Origin of the sequence: Nocardioides glacieisoli (assembly GCF_004137245.1) — a bacterium.
Taxonomy (GTDB): Bacteria; Actinomycetota; Actinomycetes; order Propionibacteriales; family Nocardioidaceae; genus Nocardioides; species Nocardioides glacieisoli.
In genome coordinates this window covers 323,173-340,367 of the sequence record NZ_SDWS01000003.1, presented here as the reverse complement: position 1 = coordinate 340,367, position 17,195 = coordinate 323,173, and the positions used below count along the sequence as shown (strand labels likewise).

19 protein-coding genes are annotated in these 17,195 nt (G+C 72.8%); 10 read left to right on the top strand and 9 right to left on the bottom strand.

Annotation, left to right across the window (positions count from 1 at the left end):
* Positions 1-134 precede the first annotated feature (134 nt).
* Together uppS and EUA06_RS09200 are read left to right on the top strand one after the other, a co-directional pair.
* Positions 135-836: a polyprenyl diphosphate synthase gene (uppS, locus tag EUA06_RS09205; protein WP_129474828.1), complete on the top strand. Its 702-nt coding sequence runs from the start codon at positions 135-137 to the stop codon at positions 834-836.
* Positions 833-1,579, top strand: coding sequence for a nucleotidyltransferase domain-containing protein (locus EUA06_RS09200; RefSeq protein WP_129474826.1), 747 nt, complete (start codon positions 833-835; stop codon positions 1,577-1,579). The genes uppS and EUA06_RS09200 overlap by 4 nt, the downstream gene beginning before the upstream one ends.
* 11 nt (positions 1,580-1,590) lie before the next feature.
* Here EUA06_RS09200 and EUA06_RS09195 read toward each other — a convergent pair whose 3' ends face one another.
* Positions 1,591-2,022, bottom strand: a complete 432-nt coding sequence (locus EUA06_RS09195) for a hypothetical protein (protein WP_129474824.1) — start codon at positions 2,020-2,022, stop codon at positions 1,591-1,593.
* Between the two features lie 71 nt (positions 2,023-2,093).
* Between EUA06_RS09195 and EUA06_RS09190 the strand changes: the two genes are divergently transcribed.
* Genes EUA06_RS09190 through EUA06_RS09180 form a run of 3 tightly spaced genes read left to right on the top strand, consistent with a single transcriptional unit; the run spans position 2,094 to position 3,343 of the window.
* Positions 2,094-2,432: a VOC family protein gene (locus EUA06_RS09190; RefSeq protein WP_129474822.1), complete on the top strand. Its 339-nt coding sequence runs from the start codon at positions 2,094-2,096 to the stop codon at positions 2,430-2,432.
* A 31-nt stretch (positions 2,433-2,463) separates the two neighbouring features.
* Positions 2,464-2,835: a nuclear transport factor 2 family protein gene (locus tag EUA06_RS09185; protein WP_129474820.1), complete on the top strand. Its 372-nt coding sequence runs from the start codon at positions 2,464-2,466 to the stop codon at positions 2,833-2,835.
* 4 nt (positions 2,836-2,839) lie between these two features.
* Entirely contained in the window at positions 2,840-3,343 is a 504-nt protein-coding gene (locus EUA06_RS09180; protein ID WP_242498051.1) for a GNAT family N-acetyltransferase, read from the top strand.
* Between the two features lie 62 nt (positions 3,344-3,405).
* Here the strand turns inward: EUA06_RS09180 and EUA06_RS09175 are convergent, their stop codons facing one another.
* The 4 genes from EUA06_RS09175 to EUA06_RS09160 form a co-directional block, all read right to left on the bottom strand.
* Complete coding sequence (locus EUA06_RS09175; RefSeq protein WP_129474818.1) at positions 3,406-4,002, bottom strand: hypothetical protein; 597 nt, start codon at positions 4,000-4,002, stop codon at positions 3,406-3,408.
* Positions 4,003-4,075: 73 nt separating this feature from the next.
* Positions 4,076-5,107, bottom strand: coding sequence for an SIS domain-containing protein (locus EUA06_RS09170; RefSeq protein ID WP_129474816.1), 1,032 nt, complete (start codon positions 5,105-5,107; stop codon positions 4,076-4,078).
* Entirely contained in the window at positions 5,107-5,283 is a 177-nt protein-coding gene (locus EUA06_RS09165; RefSeq protein WP_129474814.1) for a Trm112 family protein, read from the bottom strand. Before EUA06_RS09165 ends, EUA06_RS09170 begins: the two co-directional genes overlap by 1 nt.
* 15 nt (positions 5,284-5,298) lie before the next feature.
* Entirely contained in the window at positions 5,299-5,664 is a 366-nt protein-coding gene (locus tag EUA06_RS09160; protein ID WP_129474812.1) for a DUF3499 domain-containing protein, read from the bottom strand.
* Positions 5,665-5,713: 49 nt separating this feature from the next.
* Here EUA06_RS09160 and EUA06_RS09155 point away from each other — a divergent pair, with 49 nt between their 5' ends.
* Complete coding sequence (locus tag EUA06_RS09155; protein ID WP_242498050.1) at positions 5,714-6,145, top strand: metallopeptidase family protein; 432 nt, start codon at positions 5,714-5,716, stop codon at positions 6,143-6,145.
* An 18-nt stretch (positions 6,146-6,163) separates the two neighbouring features.
* Here EUA06_RS09155 and EUA06_RS09150 read toward each other — a convergent pair whose 3' ends face one another.
* From EUA06_RS09150 to EUA06_RS09140, 3 genes are read right to left on the bottom strand one after another with little or no spacing between them, the layout of a single operon-like run.
* Positions 6,164-7,564 (bottom strand): DUF5719 family protein, encoded by a 1,401-nt coding sequence (locus tag EUA06_RS09150; protein WP_129474811.1) that lies wholly within the window; start codon positions 7,562-7,564, stop codon positions 6,164-6,166.
* Positions 7,557-10,475 (bottom strand): glycosyltransferase family 2 protein, encoded by a 2,919-nt coding sequence (locus EUA06_RS09145; RefSeq protein WP_129474809.1) that lies wholly within the window; start codon positions 10,473-10,475, stop codon positions 7,557-7,559. The genes EUA06_RS09150 and EUA06_RS09145 overlap by 8 nt, the downstream gene beginning before the upstream one ends.
* A 41-nt stretch (positions 10,476-10,516) precedes the next feature.
* A complete protein-coding gene (locus EUA06_RS09140) occupies positions 10,517-10,774 on the bottom strand; it encodes a WhiB family transcriptional regulator (RefSeq protein WP_121140335.1) in 258 nt (85 codons plus the stop codon).
* Between the two features lie 118 nt (positions 10,775-10,892).
* Here EUA06_RS09140 and cofD point away from each other — a divergent pair, with 118 nt between their 5' ends.
* From cofD to EUA06_RS09120, 4 genes are all read left to right on the top strand, one after another.
* Positions 10,893-11,912: a 2-phospho-L-lactate transferase gene (cofD, locus tag EUA06_RS09135; RefSeq protein WP_242498049.1), complete on the top strand. Its 1,020-nt coding sequence runs from the start codon at positions 10,893-10,895 to the stop codon at positions 11,910-11,912.
* Positions 11,909-12,835 (top strand): coenzyme F420-0:L-glutamate ligase, encoded by a 927-nt coding sequence (cofE, locus tag EUA06_RS09130; RefSeq protein ID WP_129474805.1) that lies wholly within the window; start codon positions 11,909-11,911, stop codon positions 12,833-12,835. The genes cofD and cofE overlap by 4 nt, the downstream gene beginning before the upstream one ends.
* Positions 12,836-12,897: 62 nt before the next feature.
* Complete coding sequence (locus EUA06_RS09125; protein WP_129474803.1) at positions 12,898-13,635, top strand: DUF3105 domain-containing protein; 738 nt, start codon at positions 12,898-12,900, stop codon at positions 13,633-13,635.
* Positions 13,636-13,648: 13 nt separating this feature from the next.
* Positions 13,649-14,356 (top strand): TIGR03089 family protein, encoded by a 708-nt coding sequence (locus EUA06_RS09120; protein ID WP_129474801.1) that lies wholly within the window; start codon positions 13,649-13,651, stop codon positions 14,354-14,356.
* Positions 14,357-14,371: 15 nt separating this feature from the next.
* On the opposite strand, the gene EUA06_RS09115 is transcribed toward EUA06_RS09120, so the two are convergent.
* Positions 14,372-17,101, bottom strand: coding sequence for an FG-GAP-like repeat-containing protein (locus EUA06_RS09115; protein WP_129474799.1), 2,730 nt, complete (start codon positions 17,099-17,101; stop codon positions 14,372-14,374).
* Positions 17,102-17,195 lie beyond the last annotated feature (94 nt).

Sequence of the window (17,195 nt, the reverse complement as noted above, 5' to 3'; positions counted from 1 at the left end):
TGTTGAACCGTCATGAGTACCCCCGTGGGTCATGAGCGAGGTTGGTGGGCGCCATCCTGTCGCAGTTCCGCGGCAGACGGTGCCGGAACGATGCGCCGCTGGTGGCACGAGCCGGCCTCGGACAAGATGACCGGATGACGACGGCGGGCACCGGGACGCAGACCGTACGACCGCGCCACGTCGGCGTCGTGATGGACGGCAACCGCCGGTGGGCGCGCCTCGCCGGATTCGTGAACGCGAGCGAGGGGCACCGCAGGGGCGCCGACCACGTCGAGGACCTCTTGGGCTGGTGCGAGTCGCGCGGCATCGGCCACGTCAGCATCTACGTGCTGTCCGCCGCCAACATCCGCAAGCGCTCCAGCCAGGAGGTCGAGTTCCTGTTCGGACTGGCGGCGCGTGTCCTTCCCGGGCTGGTCGACCGGTCGGGGCACTGGTCGCTCCACGTCAGCGGGGACCTCGCGCTGCTCCCTGACGACGCAGCCGCAGAGCTCACCCGGGCCGAGGGGTCGACGGCAGGCCGGCCGGGACACGTCACCCTCGCCATCGGGTACGACGGTCGCGCGGACATCGTGGCCGGCATCCGCCGGGCCCTGCTCGCCGGTGTCGCCGACAGGGACGGAGGGCTCGAGCCGGCCGACATCACGGCGCACCTGCCGGGTGGTCCGGTCAAGGACATCGACCTCGTCATCCGGACCAGCGGGGAACAACGACTGTTGGGGTTCTTCCCCTGGCAGGCTGCCCACGCGGAGGTGCACGTGAGCCCGAAGCTCTGGCCCGACTTCGACGAGGGCGACTTCGACGAAGCGCTGGCGCAGTACGCGACGGCCGCTGGATGAGCGGGAGACCCGACCCAGCCCTCGGCGACTTCGTCGCCGAGCTCGCCTCGCGCGAGTGGGTCAGCGACATCTGGTTGCACGGGTCGTTGGCCACCGGGGACCACCGTCCGGGGGTGAGTGACATCGACGTCGTCGCCATCACGACGCGACCGCTCGACGCGAGCGACGTGGGCGAAGTCGAGCGGATGCACCGCCACGTCGAGTCGACGTGGCCCGGAAGTGCCCTGGGCTGCACCTACGTCGATGCGGCTCGCCTGTCGGCACCCGGTGCGAGGCACCCCGCGTGGACCCACGGCCGTCGCGTCGAACGACGCCTGTCGACGATGGTCCGAGCCGAGCTGCTCGACCACGGCCGGACGCTCCTCGGACGTGAGCCCGCCGTGGTCCTCGAGCCGATGTCGAGGGATGACGTGCGGGACGCCGTGCGCCAGGAGCTGACGGGCTACTGGTCGTGGGCGGCGCGGCGGCCCTGGCTGTTCCTGAACTCGCGGCACGCTGACCTCGCCCTGCTCAGCATGGCTCGTGCCCGCCTCACTCTCGAGTCGGGGCAGCTCGTCACGAAGACCCGTGCTGCATCCGACGTCCGCGCACCTCAGCGAGTCGTCGCCGGCCTGCGTCGGCGTCGTACGGGCGAGTCACGAGCCGTGCCGGTGGCACCGATCCTCGCCCACCACGCCTGGCACGACACCCGCCGCACGATCCATGAGCACGCTCGCCCCCACAGGACGTCGACGTCGGGATGACCCGCCTACCGCTAGAGCCCGCGCGGATTCCTCGACGACCGATACCCCAGGACCCACTCGCCGTCGACGGTGTCGATGACGACGACCTCGCGCGCGCGGAACCACCCGCGCTGCTCGACCACTCGTCCTCCACCCGTCAGGTACTCGTGGGCCACAAGGGCAAGCGCACGGATCTCTTTCTGCAGCTCGGCGACGTCCTCGTCGTAGTCGAAGATGATCGCGCTGACACGGTGACCGAAGAGGGTGAGGTCGACCCATCCCGTCGTGGCGGCTCGGATCCCGGCGCGACGGCCGACCACGTCGATGCTCGTGAGCGTCGCTCGGGCGATGTGCCCGGCCCTCGGGTCGGTGTCGAGGACGACGGCGGCCACATCGGCCACGACCTCCGTCACAGTGGCAACCAGCACGTCGCTCATCACGGTGAGCCAGTTCGAGTCGTCCACGTCGCCACCCTCCCCCATTCGCGTGCAGCGAGGCCGGACATCCTGCGGGACGCGCACCTAGGGTCTGCACCATGACCTCGTTCATCAAGTCGGTGACGTTCGACTGCCACGAGCCCCTGGTCGTCGCCGAGTTCTGGGCTGCGGCCCTCGGCTCGGACGTCGACGAGGACAGCACGCCGGAGCGGGCGTGGGTCGAGCCGGCGGGGTGGGGTGGCCCGAGCCTGTGGTTCCAGCAGGTGCCCGAGGACAAGGTGGCCAAGAACCGCCAGCACTTCGACCTCCGGGTGATGGGCGACCTGGTCGAGGAGCGCAAGCGACTGGTTGCCCTCGGCGCGACCGTGCAGGGCGGGGAGGGCGACCTCGTGGTGATGCTCGACCCCGAGGGCAACGAGTTCTGCCTGGAGAACTGACGCTGTCGGTGCCGCGAGGCAGACTGCCGGCATGGACGCTGCCGCCCTCCTCACCCGCCTTGCAGCGGTCATCGATGCCCATGACTGGGACCACCTCCCCGACCTGCTGCACCCCGACTTCACCTGCCGGCTCGCGCACACCGGTGAGGTCTTCGACCGGGAGCAGTGGGTGCGGTTCAACGCCGACTACCCCGGCTTCGAGCGGATGCTGGTCGAGGACCTCGTCACCGACGGCGACCGCGGCGTCCTGCGTGCGAAGGTGATCGGGCGTGGCGACGGGGGCGAGGAGCTGGTCTTCGCGGTGGCGAGCTACGCCTCGACGAAGGAGGGCCTGCTCAGCGAGCTCGTCGAGGTCTGGGCCGACGTCGACCAGGCGCCGCCACCCGGCACACGGCTGGCCTGACGCGGTGCTGCCCGAGCCCACCGAACGCCTCCGCTTCCGCCCGATGCAGATGGCGGACCTCGACCATGTGACGGCCGTCCTGTCGGCTCCAGACCCCTATCCCCACGACCGTCCCGGCAGGACGCGGGACGACGCGGTGCGCTGGATCGAGTGGCAGGAGCGCAACTACGCCGAGCACGACTTCGGCCTGTGGGTCGTCGAGGCGCACGACGGGACGTTCGTCGGGGACTGCGGGCTGACGATGCAGGACGTCGAGGGCACCCCGCACGTGGAGGTCGGCTACCACGTGATGCCCGAGCAGCGCCGGCGCGGCTACGCGAGCGAGGCGGCCCGGGGCGTACGCGACTGCGCAGCCGCGCACGGCGTCGAGCACCTGATTGCGCTCATCCGGCACGAGAACCTCCCGTCGCAGGGCGTCGCCCGCAGCCTCGGCATGGAGGTCGAGCGCACGGCCTTCGTGCACGGCACCGACGCGCTGGTGTTCGGCATGCGCCTGCACCGCCCCTGACACACAGGAGCCCCGGGCCGACCACTGCGGTCGGCCCGGGGCTCCGTGAGGCGACGGACGAGCTACTTCATCTTCTTGGCGGCGACCTTCGCGAGCGGCTTGACGCTCGAGGCAGGCACGGCGGCGTCGTCGACGGCGATGACGTTGCTGATGCGCTTGCCGTCGCGGGTGAGCACGGAGCTCGAGTAGTTCGTGCCCGTGTCGAACACGGACTGCGAGTCGACGGTGAGGGACTCGTCGCCGAAGCGGAACGTCTTGCCCTTGGTGAGGGTGACCGTGGCGCCCGTCTCGGGCTGGGTGTAGGTCGAGCACTTCTTGGCGTACTTCCTGTACGACGCCATGTAGGCCTTGGCCTTGGCCTCGGTCTTCAGCTCGACCGTGCTAGTCAGCACGATGGGGTAGACGGTCGCCGACGCGCCGGTCGTGTACGTGCCGGACTTCACCTTCAGTCGCACGGTCTCCTCGCACGTCTTGCCCGGCAGGCCGATCTTCGTGACCTTCTCGGTCGAGAACTGGCCGTCGGTGAGCTCGGGGAACGCCGCGACGATGTCGGCCTGGCTCGGGGCGTCCTTGGCGGTCACGGCGGCCTGCGCGCCGGGCGCGGACACGAGGACGAGGGCGGCGGCGATGCCGACGATGGACGAGGACGTGCGGATCATGGGATCTCCTGAGGAGGTCGGTACGGGGCTTGCGTGCCGCCGCCTCCTACCCGCCTCGCGGCGGATCAATCCCCTAGTCCTCGACCAGCCCGACCCGGAGGTACTCCGCGGCGTAGGTGCCGGCCAGCAGGAGCGAGGCGTAGCGGGCCACCTCGGCGTCCGCGTCGGTCTCGACCGTCTCGACACGTACGCCGTGCCGCGCGGCGGCCGCGCGCAGGACACCCGCCTGCTCGCGGACCACCGCGTCGTCCGAGCGGTCGTCGAGGATCAGCAGCAGCGGGCGCAGGTCGGCCGGCTCCTCCGAGAAGGGGTCGGCGAAGACGTCGTGCGGCTTGGTCGCCTCGATCACGGGCAGCAGGTGCTCGGCGTCGCCGGCGATCGCGGAGCGGCCGCTGGTGCGGCGCAGCGACTCGGCGAGCCGACGGGCGGCGCGGGCGGCGAGCACCGAGCCGCCCCACACGAGCGGGTTGGTGTCGGCCATCGCGATCGCGAGCATCTTGGCCGGGTTGACCGCGAGGTCGCGGTGCGGCGAGCAGTCGGTGGCGACCCGGTCGAGGGACTCCGCGACCGACTCCGCGTCGGCGCTCGGACCGAGGTGCACGTGGGCCAGGTAGTCGAGCATGACGACCGCGGTGGCGAGCTGGTCGCCGGTCACGGTGGGCAGCACCGTGACGTGCCGGCCGGCCGCGTGCTCGCCGACCAGGGATCGCTGGGGACAGGCGACGACGACCTGGGCACCGCGGCGTACGGCCTCGGCGACGGCGGACGCGGACCCGTGGTCGTTGCCCTCCGGGGCGAGCATGACGACCAGGTCGAGCGAGCCCGTCCAGCCCGGCAGGCCGGGATTGGGCCAGGCCACGAACGGCACCGGGCACCAGGGCTCGAGCACCGCCCGCAGCAGGCGCGAGTCGGGGCCGGCGGCGATGACCGCACGCGGGCGGGCCTCGTCGCGGCCGCGCGCGATCAGCTCCGCCGTCGCCGACGCGGCCTCGTGGGCCTCCCGGCGCACCCGGGCGCCGCTCTCGGCGAGTGTGCGCAGTCGCAGGTCGACGGTCTCGAGCACGCCGGCGTCATCGAGCCGGGCCTCGTCGAACCAGGTGGCCATCAGGCGGGCTTGCGCGCCTCGTCGACCAGCAGCACCGGGATGTCGTCGCGCACGGGGTAGGCGTTGCCGCACCCCTGGCACACGAGCTCGTCGGCGCCGTCGACGACCGCGGGCTCGAGCTGCCCGTGGCAGGCCGGGCAGACGATGATGCTCAGCAGCTGGGGGTCGATGTTCACGCCGCTGATACTAGGTCAGTCGGTGGACGTGAGGACGCGCAGGTGCCCGCGCTTCGCGCCGCGGCTCGGGTCGTCCGTCGAGTGCAGCGGCGCGGGCGCCGGGGCGGGGCGCCCGGCCTCGCGCACCGCGTCGGCGAGGGCCAGCAGGTCGTCGCTGCTCGGCCCCTGGGCCTTCGGGTCCGGAGCCAGCCGGAGCACCTCCCAGCCGCGCGGCGCGGACAGCCGCTCGCTGTGCACGTCGCAGAGGTCGTAGGCGTGCGGCTCGGCATAGGTCGCCAACGGACCGAGCACGGCCGTCTGGTCGGCATAGACGTAGGTCAGCGTGTTGACCGCGGAACGACCACATGCCGTCCGGGAACAACGACGACTGGCAAGGCTCACGCCGGTGACGCTACCCGCCACCTGCACGCGCGGCGCTTAGGCTCGCGGCATGGACGACGTGAGGCGGCGGACGCGCGACCGGAGGGGTCGCGGGATGCGCGGTCCCGGCATCCTCCCGGCAGATCCGGGCACCCCCGCGCTGCGCACGGCGCGGCAGAAGTTCGACCAGCTGGTCCTCGACGTGGTCACTCCCCTCGACGAGCGCTGGCAGCGCCACCTCGGCCTCGTGGAGTACGCCGTCGAGGACGCGCCGATGCTGCCCGACGACTGGGGCGACGAGACCGTCCCGCTGTCGTCGCTGGTCCGCGGCAAGGGCCAGGAGCCCACCCGGCTGGTGATCTTCCGCCGCCCGATCGAGCACCGGGCGACCAACCGGGACGAGCTCGAGGCGATGGTGCACACGGTCGTGGTCGAGCAGCTCGCCGAGCTGCTGAACCTGACGCCGGGCCAGGTCGACGAGAGGTACGGCGAGGACGACTAGCGCCGGGTCAGCGCTGGTTCAGCGCTGGGCGGGCCGCACGTCCGCGACCTCGCTCGTCGTCGCGAGCGGCGCGAGCGGCAGCACGGACAGCCCGCGGTCGCTCACCTCGAGCGACACGACCCCTTCGGTGCGGTCCAGCCGCACCAGGGCGAGCACGGCGTCGTCGGGCAGGCGGACCCGCGCGGCGGTCGAGGGGTCGAGCTCCACCCGGCGCTCGCTCACGACGGCCTCGCCGTCCTCGTCCCAGGCCTGCAGCGTCAGCACGCCCGGCGCGGTGGCGCCCACGACGACGAGGCGCTTGGCCCCGGCAGGCAGCGCCACGGCCGCCTCCTCGGTGATCACCGGCCCGGCCGTGGAGATCGCGAGGTCGTCGGAGATCCGGGACCGCAGCGACGCAGTGACCGGTCCGGTCGCCTCGACCCGGATCGCCTGGACGCCCTCGGCCTTCCGGCCGCGCAGCACGCCGGACAGGTCGACCTCGCTCACGGAGGCCGGCGCGAGAGCGATCTCCTCCAGGCCGGACGGGGCGAACTCGCTCTCCTCGCTCACCAGCTCGAGCGTCACCCGCACCTCGCTGTCGCCGGGGTTGGCCAGCGTCAGGGTCCGGTCGGCGGCGGGGGTGCCCACCCCGGCGACGTACGACGTCGTGGCGGGCGCGGCCTGCGACGGCAGCCACTCGCGGACGGGCCGGTCACGCCCCACGGGGTCGACCTGATCGACCACGCTGGAGGCGAGCCGGCCGCGCGAGACCTGCACCCGCAGCGCCAGGGCGTCGCGGCTCGGGACGACCTCACCGAGGTCGAAGGACGCGGTGCCTCCACCGGGGACCCGGACGCCGCGCAGGGCCGGCACGTCGACCAGTGCGCTGCCGTCCCACACGGTCACGTCCGCGACGGCTGGGCCCTTGTCGGGGTTGACGAGGGTGAGGGTGGACGAGTGCTCGGCCGACGCACCGACGCCGGTGAACCACTGCTCCGGGACCGGCCGGTCGCAGCCGACCGCCGACCCGGCGCCCGAGCGGGTCACCACGAGGCCGGTGGCGAGGTCGCCGCTGCCGTTGGCCACGACGGGCTCGCGCTCGGTGACCGAGCCGATGCCGCCGTCGATCGTGGTGGTGTCGTCGTCGCGCCCGACCCGCAGCGCGAGGTCGCCCGAGCCGAGGCCGGTGCTGCCCAGCCGGAGGTCGTCGGCGCCCGGCAGGCGGGCCGGGCAGACGGCGGTCGCCCGGTCGAGCGCGGCGCTCGTGGGCGCGTAGGAGGTGGGCGGGCTCTCGGCGGGACGCACGAGCGCGAGCGCGGCGACGGTGAGCAAAGGGATCGCCAGGGCCAGCACGGTCAGCGGGGACGGCCGACGGCCGGCGGCCTCGGCGACCCGGCGGCGACCGACGGGCGGGGTGACGGGTGGGTTCTGGTCAGGCATCGGGCTGCTCCTCCCTGCGCTGGCGCACGGTCGGCGCCGCCAGGACCAGCGCGGCCAGGACGGCGAGGCCCTGCAGCACCAGCAGCCCGGTGCGCCACCACGAGCGCGGCCGGTCCAGGGAGGCGGGGTCGAGCGGCCGGTCGACCCGCCAGGCACGGGTGCTGCGGTCCTCCGCGCTCGCCTGGTCGAGGCCGGCGGTGGCGTCGAGCAGGGAGGAGACCTGCCCGTCGGCGGGCGAGGTCAGCACGACGTACTCCACGCCCCGGTCGCCCAGCTCGGCCACCACCGCGGGCGTCGGCGACGACACCAGGGTGCGTACGTCGTCGGTGAGGGCGGTGTCCTCGGCGGCGAGGGTCAGCACCTCGTCCTCCCCCACGGTCGTGCCGTCGTCACGACGGATGCGGTAGGTGATGCCGTCCTCGACCGAGCCGCTGACCACGAGGACGCCGTGCTCCTGGCCGAGCAGCGAGCTCTGCTCCATGTAGACGGGGACGGAGGTCTCGGCGTCGCGGGCGAGGGCGTTGCCCGGGGTGGTGAGCCACCAGCCGAGGCCGCCGAGCGGGACGGCCGCCGCGACGACCGCGAGCGCCGTGGCCAGGCCGCGCTGCCACCAGGGGTGGTGCTCGTCGAGGCGGCGCAGGTACGCATCCGCACCCAGCACGGCGGCCACGATCGAGGTGCCCTGGAGGATCACGACGAACAGGCCGAGGCTCGGGCGGGTGGTCACCGAGGGCAGGTCGAGGCTCACGTGCGACAGCACGCCCGAGACGACCGCGGCGGCGAGCGCGACGATCCAGCAGATGACGACGGGCACACGCGTACGCCGCGGGGCAAGGGCGGCGAGCGCCAGGGCGACGAGCACGGCACCGAGCCAGGCGGGAGCGCCGAGGTCGTTGAGCCGACCGGTGAGCAGGCCGCCGAAGGTGACCTGGTCGACGGTGATCCGGCCCGCCTCCAGGAGCAGGCCGGACGCCGAACCGGTGGTGACGAGCGGGACCAGCCACGGCGCCAGCAGCACCGGGGTGGCGGCGACGGCCACGACCGGCGGGCCCCAGCTGTCGCGCTCCTTGAGCAGGCGCGGCGAGATGACCGCTGCGGCGCCGAGGACGACCGCGGTGGAGAGCAGCGCGAAGAGCCAGAGGCCGGGCACGAACGCGGCACCCAGGGCGAGCAGAAGGGCGGTGCGCCAGGCCGCGCGCCAGCGTCGGTCGCGGTCGGGGTCGACGAACCCCAGCGCGGCGTGGGCGGCCCACGGCAGCAGGGCCGCGACCGCGACGGTCCCGAAGCGACCCTCGGCCCAGGCGCCCGACGACACCGGGACGAGCGCGTAGGTCAGTGCGCCCCACACCACGAGCCAGCGCGGCAGCCCGAGCGGGTCGACGAGGCGGCCCACCACCGCGAGCAGGCGCCAGGCACCCCACGCGGCGAACGGCACGGCCAGCAGCATCAGGGCCGACACCACCGCTCCGGTGTGGCCGAACATCAGCCACGCGGCCATCGCGAAGGGCAGGACGTAGGCCGGGGCGGGCACGTCGGTGCCGGTGCCCAGCGGGAGCCACGTGGAGACGTGCAGCGACCACCAGTCGGAGGCGGCGGCCGGCACCGGCGAGAGCGCCCCGCCGACGATCGTGCCGAAGGCCTCGTGCGCGGCCACCAGGGCCAGGACGCCGAAGAGCACCAGCACGACCGCCACCGGGTTGGTGAAGAAGCGCGCCACCAGGCCGCTGTCGGTGAGGTAGGCCTCCTCGTCGTCCTCGCCTGAACCGGAGGGCGAGCGCCGCTGCTGGGCAGCCGCCGCCTGGTCCGGGGTCCGGGCGGCCCGCCGCCGCTCGGCGACGTCGGCGGCCTGGCCGGTGAGCGCCGATCCGAGGTCGGCGACGAAGTCGAGCCCGTGCCGGTAGGGCAGCCACGCCGGCGCCAGCAGGTGTCGTACGTCGCTGGGCTCGCCCTCGCGGCGTCGCGCACGCTCCCGGCGCGCGGCCAGCACCTGGCCCGGTCGCCCGTGCACGGACAGGACGGCGGCGAGCTCGTCGAAGCCCTCCCCGACCGCGCGGACCGCGAAGAAGCCGAGCACGCGGAGGATCGAGCCGAGGAAGAGGCGGACGTAGTGCCAGGCGAAGCTGCGGCCGGACACGTTGGCCAGCGACGTCAGCAGAGCGGCCCGGCGCTCCTGGTAGTGGGTGTGGCGGCCGGTCAGCGGCGTACGCCGGATGCCGCGGTGGGCGGCCTCGGCGTGGAACACCACGGCCTGCGGCACGACGATCGTGCGGTGCCCGGCCAGCGCCGCCCGCCAGCCGAAGTCGATGTCGTTGCCGAAGATCGGCAGGTCCTCGTCGAGGCCGCCGAGCGCCTCGAGCACCTCGCGCCGCACCAGCATGCCGGCGGTGTTCACCGCCAGGACCTCGCGGACCTCGTCGTGCTGGCCCTGGTCGTACTCCCCGCGCTCCAGGCCGGTCTCGCGGCGACCGGTGCCGGTGATCGTCAGGCCGACCTCGAGGAGCCGGCGCAGGGACGGCCATTCGCGCAGCTTGGGGCCGAGGATCGCGGCGGTGGGGTGCGCCTCGGCGGCGGCGAGCAGCTCGGCGAGGGCAGCCGGGTCGGGATTGCTGTCGTCGTGCAGCAGCCACACCCACTCGTCGGGTCCGGTGGTGGGGGCGAGTCCGAGGCCGTGGCGCACGGCCGCGGGATAGCTGGTGGAGCCGTGGACGACGTCGAGGACGAGATCCGGGACCCGGTGGTCCGGACCGGCCGACGAGAAGGCGTTCTCGACGAGCTCGACACTCTCGTCGCGGCTGGTCGTGTCGACGGCGACGACGCGGTCGACCGGGAGGGTCTGCCCGATCAGACCAGCGAGAACTGCCGGCAGCCACCTCGCCCCGTCATGGCTGACGAGAAGCGCAGTGACGGACACCGGAGCACCTTAGCGAGGCGCTCCAGACGGCCAAAAACGGCTCAGACGGCGCGCTTCTTGAGCTTGCGGCGCTCGCGCTCGGACAGCCCGCCCCAGATGCCGAAGCGCTCGTCGTTCATCAGCGCCGACTCGAGGCACTCGTCGCGGACCTCGCACGTCAGGCACACCTTCTTGGCCTCGCGCGTGGAGCCGCCCTTCTCGGGGAAGAACGCCTCGGGATCCGTCTGCGCACACAGCGCACGGTCCTGCCATCCCAGCTCCTCGCCCTCAGGCTCGAGGAGGAACAGTTCTGCTCTCATGGTGTAGCCCTTTCGACCCTGATCAAGCTAACGACACTGTGGGAATTACATGCCTGTCGTACCCCGCAAGTCAAGCCCGGATCTGATATGGCCAATCCCCGTACGGCAGGCTGGTCCTGTGCCATCATCTGCGCTCCCGCTCCGCCGTATCACCGTCCTCTCCGGAGGTGTCGGCGGGGCAAGGTTCGTCCAGGGTCTGCTGCACGGCCTGCGCTCCGGCGCCGTGCCCGGTGGATCCGCCGACACCGAGATCACCGTCATCGCCAACACCGCCGACGACTGGTGGATCCACGGCCTCAAGGTGTGCCCCGACCTCGACACGCTGATGTACACCCTCGGCGACGGCATCGACGTCGACCGCGGGTGGGGCCGGCGCGACGAGACGTGGAGCGCGAAGACGGAGCTGGAGGCCTACGGCGTCGAGCCGACGTGGTTCGGCCTCGGCGACCGCGACATCGCCACCCACCTCGTGCGCACGCAGATGCTCGAGGCCGGGTTCACGCTCTCGCAGGTGACCGAGGCCCTGTGCCGGCGCTGGCAGCCGGGGGTCACCCTCGTGCCGATGAGCGACGACCGCGTCGAGACCCACATCGCCGTCGCCGACCCCGACAGCCCGAGCGGACGCTCGGTGATCCACTTCCAGGAGTACTGGGTGCGCCTGCGGGCGGCCGTGCCGGCCGAGACCGTCATCGTCGTCGGCCAGGACGCCGCCACCCCCGCGCCAGGGGTCCTCGAGGCCATCGCCGACACCGACCTGTTGATCGTGCCGCCGTCGAACCCGGTCGTCTCGGTCGGCACCATCCTCGGCGTGCCCGGGATCCGCGACGCGGTCCGCGCGAGCGCCGCCCCCGTGGTCGGCCTCTCCCCCATCGTCGGTGCCTCCCACGTGCACGGCATGGCCGCCCAGATGCTGACGAGCATCGGTGTCGAGGTCGGCGCCGGGGCCGTCGGCGTCCACTACGGCGCCCGGTCGGCCGGTGGCGTGCTCGACGGCTGGCTCGTCGACACGCGCGACGCCGACCAGGTGCCGCTCCTGGAGGAGGCCGGGCTGCGCGCCCGCGCCGTGCCGCTGATGATGAGCGCCCCCGACGCGACGGCCGCGATGGCGGCCGAGGCCGTGGCCCTCGTCCAGTCATGAGGATCGAGGTCTGGGCGCCCGACGGCGTCCCCGAGGTCGTCGCAGGCGACGACCTGGCCGGCCTCGTGCTCGCAGCGCTGGCGGACGGCGCAGGCGGGACCGGCCTGGCCGACGGCGACGTCGTGTCGGTGACCAGCAAGGTCGTGAGCAAGGCCGAGGGCCGGACCCGCGAGGGCGACCGCGAGGCCGCGATCGACGAGGAGTCCGTACGGCTCGTGGCGCGGCGCGGCGCCACCCGCATCGTGCGCCACCGGCTCGGACTGACGATGGCCGCGGCGGGCGTCGACGCGTCCAACGTCGCGGCCGGCTCGATCGTCCTGCTCCCGCTCGACCCGGACGCCTCGGCGCGATCGCTGCGCCGCGAGATCCACGCGCGGTCGGGCGTGAACGTCGGCGTGATCGTCACCGACACCGCCGGTCGGGCGTGGCGCGAGGGCCAGACCGACATCGCCATCGGCGCCGCCGGCCTGCTCGTGGCGGAGGACTTCGCCGGTCGCACCGACCCCTACGGCAACCAGCTCGCCGTGACCCTGCCGGCCGTCGCAGACGAGCTCGCCGGCGCCGCCGAGCTGGCGCAGGGCAAGCTGACGGGCCGGCCGGTCGCCGTCGTGCGCGGTCGGACCGACCTGGTGCTGCCGCCCGGCGAGGACGGGCCGGGTGCCGCCTCGCTCGTGCGCGCCGACGGGCACGACCTGTTCGGGTGGGGCGCCCGCGAGGCCGTCGTACGAGCGCTGGCCGGGGTTGCCGCGGACCGACGCCCCTTCGGCGCACCCGTCCCCGAGGACGAGCTGCGGGCCGCACTCGGCCGGCTGCCCGACCGGTCCGACCGCACCGCCGTGGAGGCCGTGTGCTTCGCCCACGGTTGGCAGGTCGATGCGTGGGAGAGCGACGTCGTGTTCCGCGTCTCACCTGCGACTACGTAGACTCTCCCACCGCAGCCCCAGCAGCGACCCTCCCGCAGTCGAACCGAGAGACCCAGAGCACCGTGGCCAAGCAGGCAAAGACCGACCGCCAGGCGGTCATCGACTCCATCCGCTCCCAGCAGTCGAAGTCGGAGAACCGACGCGGCCTGGCCATCGTGGGCGTGTGCGTCCTCGTCGCCGTCCTCATCGTGGGCGCCGCGGCCTTCAAGCCGGTCAAGGACTGGTACGACCTCCGCTCCTACGCCTCCGACTCGCTCGGTGAGATCGGCGCCAAGGCGTCGGCCTGCCAGAAGGTCGAGACCCAGAAGGCCGACGGCAACCAGAACCATGTCGACCCCGGCACGCCCGTGAGCTATCCCGACGCCCCGCCGGCGTTCGGCCAGCACTGGAGCGTGTGGGACTCCATGGACCGCAAGCTCTACACGACCTCGGACCGTCCCGACCTGGGCGAGCTGGTGCACAACCTCGAGCACGGCTTCACGATCCTCTGGTACGACGAGACGATCGCCGACAGCGAGGCGAAGATGGACGACCTGCGCGGCATCGCCTCCAAGCTCCAGGGCACCACCGACCTGCGCGACAAGTTCAAGGCCGTGCCGTGGACCTCTGAGGACGGCAAGGCCTTCCCGAAGGGCCAGCACGTCGCGATGACCCACTGGTCCGTCGGCGGTGCCGGCGAGACCGACCCGTCCAAGCAGGCCGGCGTCTGGCAGTACTGCTCCGACGTGAGCGGCGCTGGACTGGAGACGTTCATGCAGGACTACCCCTACATGGACTCCCCGGAGCCCAACGCGGTCTGACGGCCCACCCTCCGTGGCCACCTTCGCCGAGGTCCTCGCCGCCCAGCTGCGGCGGGACCCCGGTCGACCGCTGGTGACGTTCTACGACCACGCGACCGACGAGCGCGTCGAGCTGTCGGTGACGACGTACGCCAACTGGGTGGCCAAGGCAGCCGGCCTCCTCACCGAGGTGGCCGACCTCGAGCGCGGGATGGCGCTGCGCATCGACCTGCCGCCGCACTGGCTGTCGCCGGTGTTCCTGGGCGCGGCGTGGAGCGTCGGCCTGCGGGTCACCACCGCCGACTCCCCCGACGCCGTCGTGTGCGGCTCGGACACGCTGGACGCCTGGGCTCCCCGCGCCGGCTCGATCCCGGTGCTGGCCTGCAGCCTGCGACCGCTCGGCGTCCGCTTCGCCGAGCCGCTGCCGGCCGGCGTGCTCGACGTGGGCGTCGAGATCTGGTCGCAGCCCGACGGCTGGTCGCCGTGGGACCCGCCGACCGACGACGACCTCGCCACCGACGACCTGACTCAAGGAGACGTGAACGAGCTGACGGCCGCCGTCGGGAGCTCTCTCACCGACGGCGGCCGTCTTCTGTCGGTGGCCGACCCGGCTTCCCCACCAGGAATGGCCACCTTCACCGAGCCCCTCGGACGAGGAGGCTCGCTGGTCCTTGTCCGCAATCCCGACCCGGACCGCCTCGACGGCGTCTACGACGCCGAGCGGGCGACCGCCCGAGCCTGACCGCGGCCCTCCCTTCTAGCCCGCCAGGTCGAAGGCCCCCAGTCCCTCGCCCAGCAGGCGCGGCGCGGAGACGCCCGACCTGCGGCCGCCGAAGACGTACGCCACACCGCTCGTGCGGTCGCGGACGATGTAGTCGGCCCTGCCCTTGAGCTTCATCGGCTGCACCTCGAGCACCCAGTCGTAGCCCGAGAGGTCGGAGGGCAGCCCGGCGGGCGACGGGACCGTGCCCTTCACCGGGACGGCGGCGCCGAAGCTGCTGCCGTTGCCGGTCCAGACGGAGAGTGCGCCCCCGGACGGGGTGCCGATCAGGTCGGGCAGGCCGTCGCCGGTGACGTCGCCGACCGCCGACAGGCCGGCGACGCCGGCCCACCCGCCGCCCAGCAGGGTCGGCGCCGCCAGGGCGCCGGTCCCGTTGCCGGCATAGAGGTACAGCTCGCCCGCGGTATTGCGGGCCAGGACGTCGCCGAAGCCGTCGCGGTTCACGTCGCCGGCGTTGAGCAGGGTGTCCATGCCCGCGAAGGAGACGCCGGTGTCGATCGCCGCACCGAGCTCGAAGGTGTCCCGGTTGGCGACGACCACCAGCTGCTTGCCCGCGACGCCGACGAGGTCGGCACCCTGGCCGCCCACCATCTGCGCTCCGGTGATCAGCCGCATCGACTTGAGGTTGGTGGCGGGGCCGAGGGCGGCGCCGTAGGTGCCGTCGCCGCGACCGGGGAGCAGCATCATGTTGCCGGTGTAGGTGCGCGCGACGAGGTCGGCCCGACCGTCGCCGTTGAAGTCACCCGCGACGTAGCGGTTGTAGCGCCAGGAGCCGGCGACCTTCGTCGGCTTCGCGAAGCGGCCCGTGCCGTAACCCGTCTGCAGGAGCAGGCGGTTCTTCGTGCGGAGCAGCAGGTCGGCGCGACCGTCGCTGTTGACGTCGCCGGCGCCGATGATCTGCCGGTAGTTCCCGTAGCCCTTGCGGGTGGCCTTGCGGTCGAAGCCGCCGCGGCCGGTCGCGACGAGCGTGGTGAGACGACCCTTGAAGCGGGCGACCAGGTCGTTGCGGCCGTCGCCGTTGATGTCGCCGGCGGCGGTGAGCAGTGAGTAGCCGCGCAGCGAGAGCTTCTTCGCGGTCTTGCCGAACTTGCCGTTGCTCGAGCCCGCACGGATGCGCGCCTCGCCGGACGTGTCGAGCGTGACCAGGTCGGCGACGCCGTCGCCGGTGAGGTCGGGCGACACGAGGACCTCGGAGCGCTTGTCCCAGCCCTTCTTGCCGACGACGATGCGTTGCTGGAACGACGTCAGGCCACCGGTGGGGATCACCAGGCCGCGGCCGTCGCCCGAGCGGCGGACGACGAGGTCGGGGTAGGGCGAGGCGTCGAGGTTGTTCTGTGGGTTGGGCTCCGACACCTCGATCGGCACGACGACCGGGGTCACCGGCGCGGCCTGCGAGGCGTACTGCCGGATCAGCGGGAGCTGGGCGTAGAGGTACTTGCCGGGGCAGGCGGTCGAGCCGGCGTCGCGGTGGCCGTTGATGGCCTGGAACGTGCGGCTCCCGATCCGCTGCGAGGTGGAGGCGGGGTTGACCCCGTGGAGGGAGAGCTTCCAGGCGAAGAGCTGGCCGTAGGCGCGCAGCATCGCGTCGGGGGGCTGGACGGTGTCGAAGTTGCCGATGGCCGACATCGCGAACGAGTACTGGTTGTAGTTGAGCGTGTGAGCGCCCACGACCGGCTTGTCGACGCCGCCGAAGCGGCCCTCCCAGATCCGGCCGAACCGGTCGACGAGGAAGTTGTAGCCGATGTCGCTCCAGCCGCGGGACTTCACGTGGTAGGCGTAGATGCTCCGCAGGATCGCCGGCACCTGCGCCTCGGTGTAGTCGTTGGCGTTGACCGTGTGGTGGACGAAGCCGCCGCTGATCGAGCCGTAGCGCAGGGCGCTCTTGTCGCGGATGCTCTCGTCGGCTCCCCACTGGGCGCGGGAGAAGATCGTCGGCGCCGCGACGGCCCTGTTCGTGCGGGCGGACTGGAGGGTGAGGCCCTGCGAGCCGGATTCCGTGTCGTCGCCCAGCATCGAGCCCTGCTGCGCGTAGTCCTGGTCGTAGGACTCCGTGCCGGTCCCCGGGCCGTCGGCCGGCTTCTCGACGTCGCTCGACCTCGCCGAGCCGGGGTCGACCAGCGCGAGGGAGAGGTCCTCGGGCAGCGGGGTGCCGTCGGTGAGCGCCTTGACCTGGACGTCGTCGACCTCGCCGACGAACGTCACCTCGGTGCCGGGGCGGGCGTTCGCCGCCTCTGCACTGCCGGCGTCGGCGGCGTGGTCGTCGCGGTACTGCAGGTCCTCCCAGTCGCTCCACTTGTCGCCGGTGCGGGTGCGCACCTGCAGGGCGATCTGGTCCTCCTCGAGGTCCTCGCCGTGCTGCCAGGTCACGCCGATCGCGGCGAAGCCCGTGACGGCCTGTGGCTTGCTGGTGACGCGCGCATCCGTGGCGCCGCCCGCGACCGTACGACCGCGCAGGCCGGCGAAGCCGCCCTGGGTGCCGGTGAGCGGCACCTCGGTCACGGTCGGCGTGACCGGCCTGGTGGGCACCGTCGCCGACATCAGCTCGGCGGGGACCGCCTGGCCGCTGCGCGCGGGCTGCTGCCCGGGGTGGCCACCGACGATGTCGAGGGAGACCACGCCGGACGCGGGCGTGAGGACGACGAGCACGACACCGAGGGCCAGCACCTGCTGGCAGAGGGTGACGAGACGGGCCTGAAGAGGTCGCATGAAAGATCTACTCCTGTGTGGGGGAAGGTCACACAAGGCAGGAGTTTCACACCAGTCACACCAGTCACGGAAGAGTTTCTGAGTAACTACAAGC

What these genes read in the sequence shown, in the direction of transcription:
- uppS (WP_129474828.1), top strand. Translation starts at nt 135, where the DNA reads ATGACGACGGCGGGCACCGGGACGCAGACCGTACGACCGCGCCACGTC.
- EUA06_RS09200 (WP_129474826.1), top strand. Translation starts at nt 833, where the DNA reads ATGAGCGGGAGACCCGACCCAGCCCTCGGCGACTTCGTCGCCGAGCTC.
- EUA06_RS09190 (WP_129474822.1), top strand. Translation starts at nt 2,094, where the DNA reads ATGACCTCGTTCATCAAGTCGGTGACGTTCGACTGCCACGAGCCCCTG.
- EUA06_RS09185 (WP_129474820.1), top strand. Translation starts at nt 2,464, where the DNA reads ATGGACGCTGCCGCCCTCCTCACCCGCCTTGCAGCGGTCATCGATGCC.
- EUA06_RS09175 (WP_129474818.1), bottom strand. Translation starts at nt 4,002, where the DNA reads ATGATCCGCACGTCCTCGTCCATCGTCGGCATCGCCGCCGCCCTCGTC.
- EUA06_RS09170 (WP_129474816.1), bottom strand. Translation starts at nt 5,107, where the DNA reads ATGGCCACCTGGTTCGACGAGGCCCGGCTCGATGACGCCGGCGTGCTC.
- EUA06_RS09155 (WP_242498050.1), top strand. Translation starts at nt 5,714, where the DNA reads ATGGACGACGTGAGGCGGCGGACGCGCGACCGGAGGGGTCGCGGGATG.
- EUA06_RS09150 (WP_129474811.1), bottom strand. Translation starts at nt 7,564, where the DNA reads ATGCCTGACCAGAACCCACCCGTCACCCCGCCCGTCGGTCGCCGCCGG.
- EUA06_RS09140 (WP_121140335.1), bottom strand. Translation starts at nt 10,774, where the DNA reads ATGAGAGCAGAACTGTTCCTCCTCGAGCCTGAGGGCGAGGAGCTGGGA.
- cofE (WP_129474805.1), top strand. Translation starts at nt 11,909, where the DNA reads ATGAGGATCGAGGTCTGGGCGCCCGACGGCGTCCCCGAGGTCGTCGCA.
- EUA06_RS09115 (WP_129474799.1), bottom strand. Translation starts at nt 17,101, where the DNA reads ATGCGACCTCTTCAGGCCCGTCTCGTCACCCTCTGCCAGCAGGTGCTG.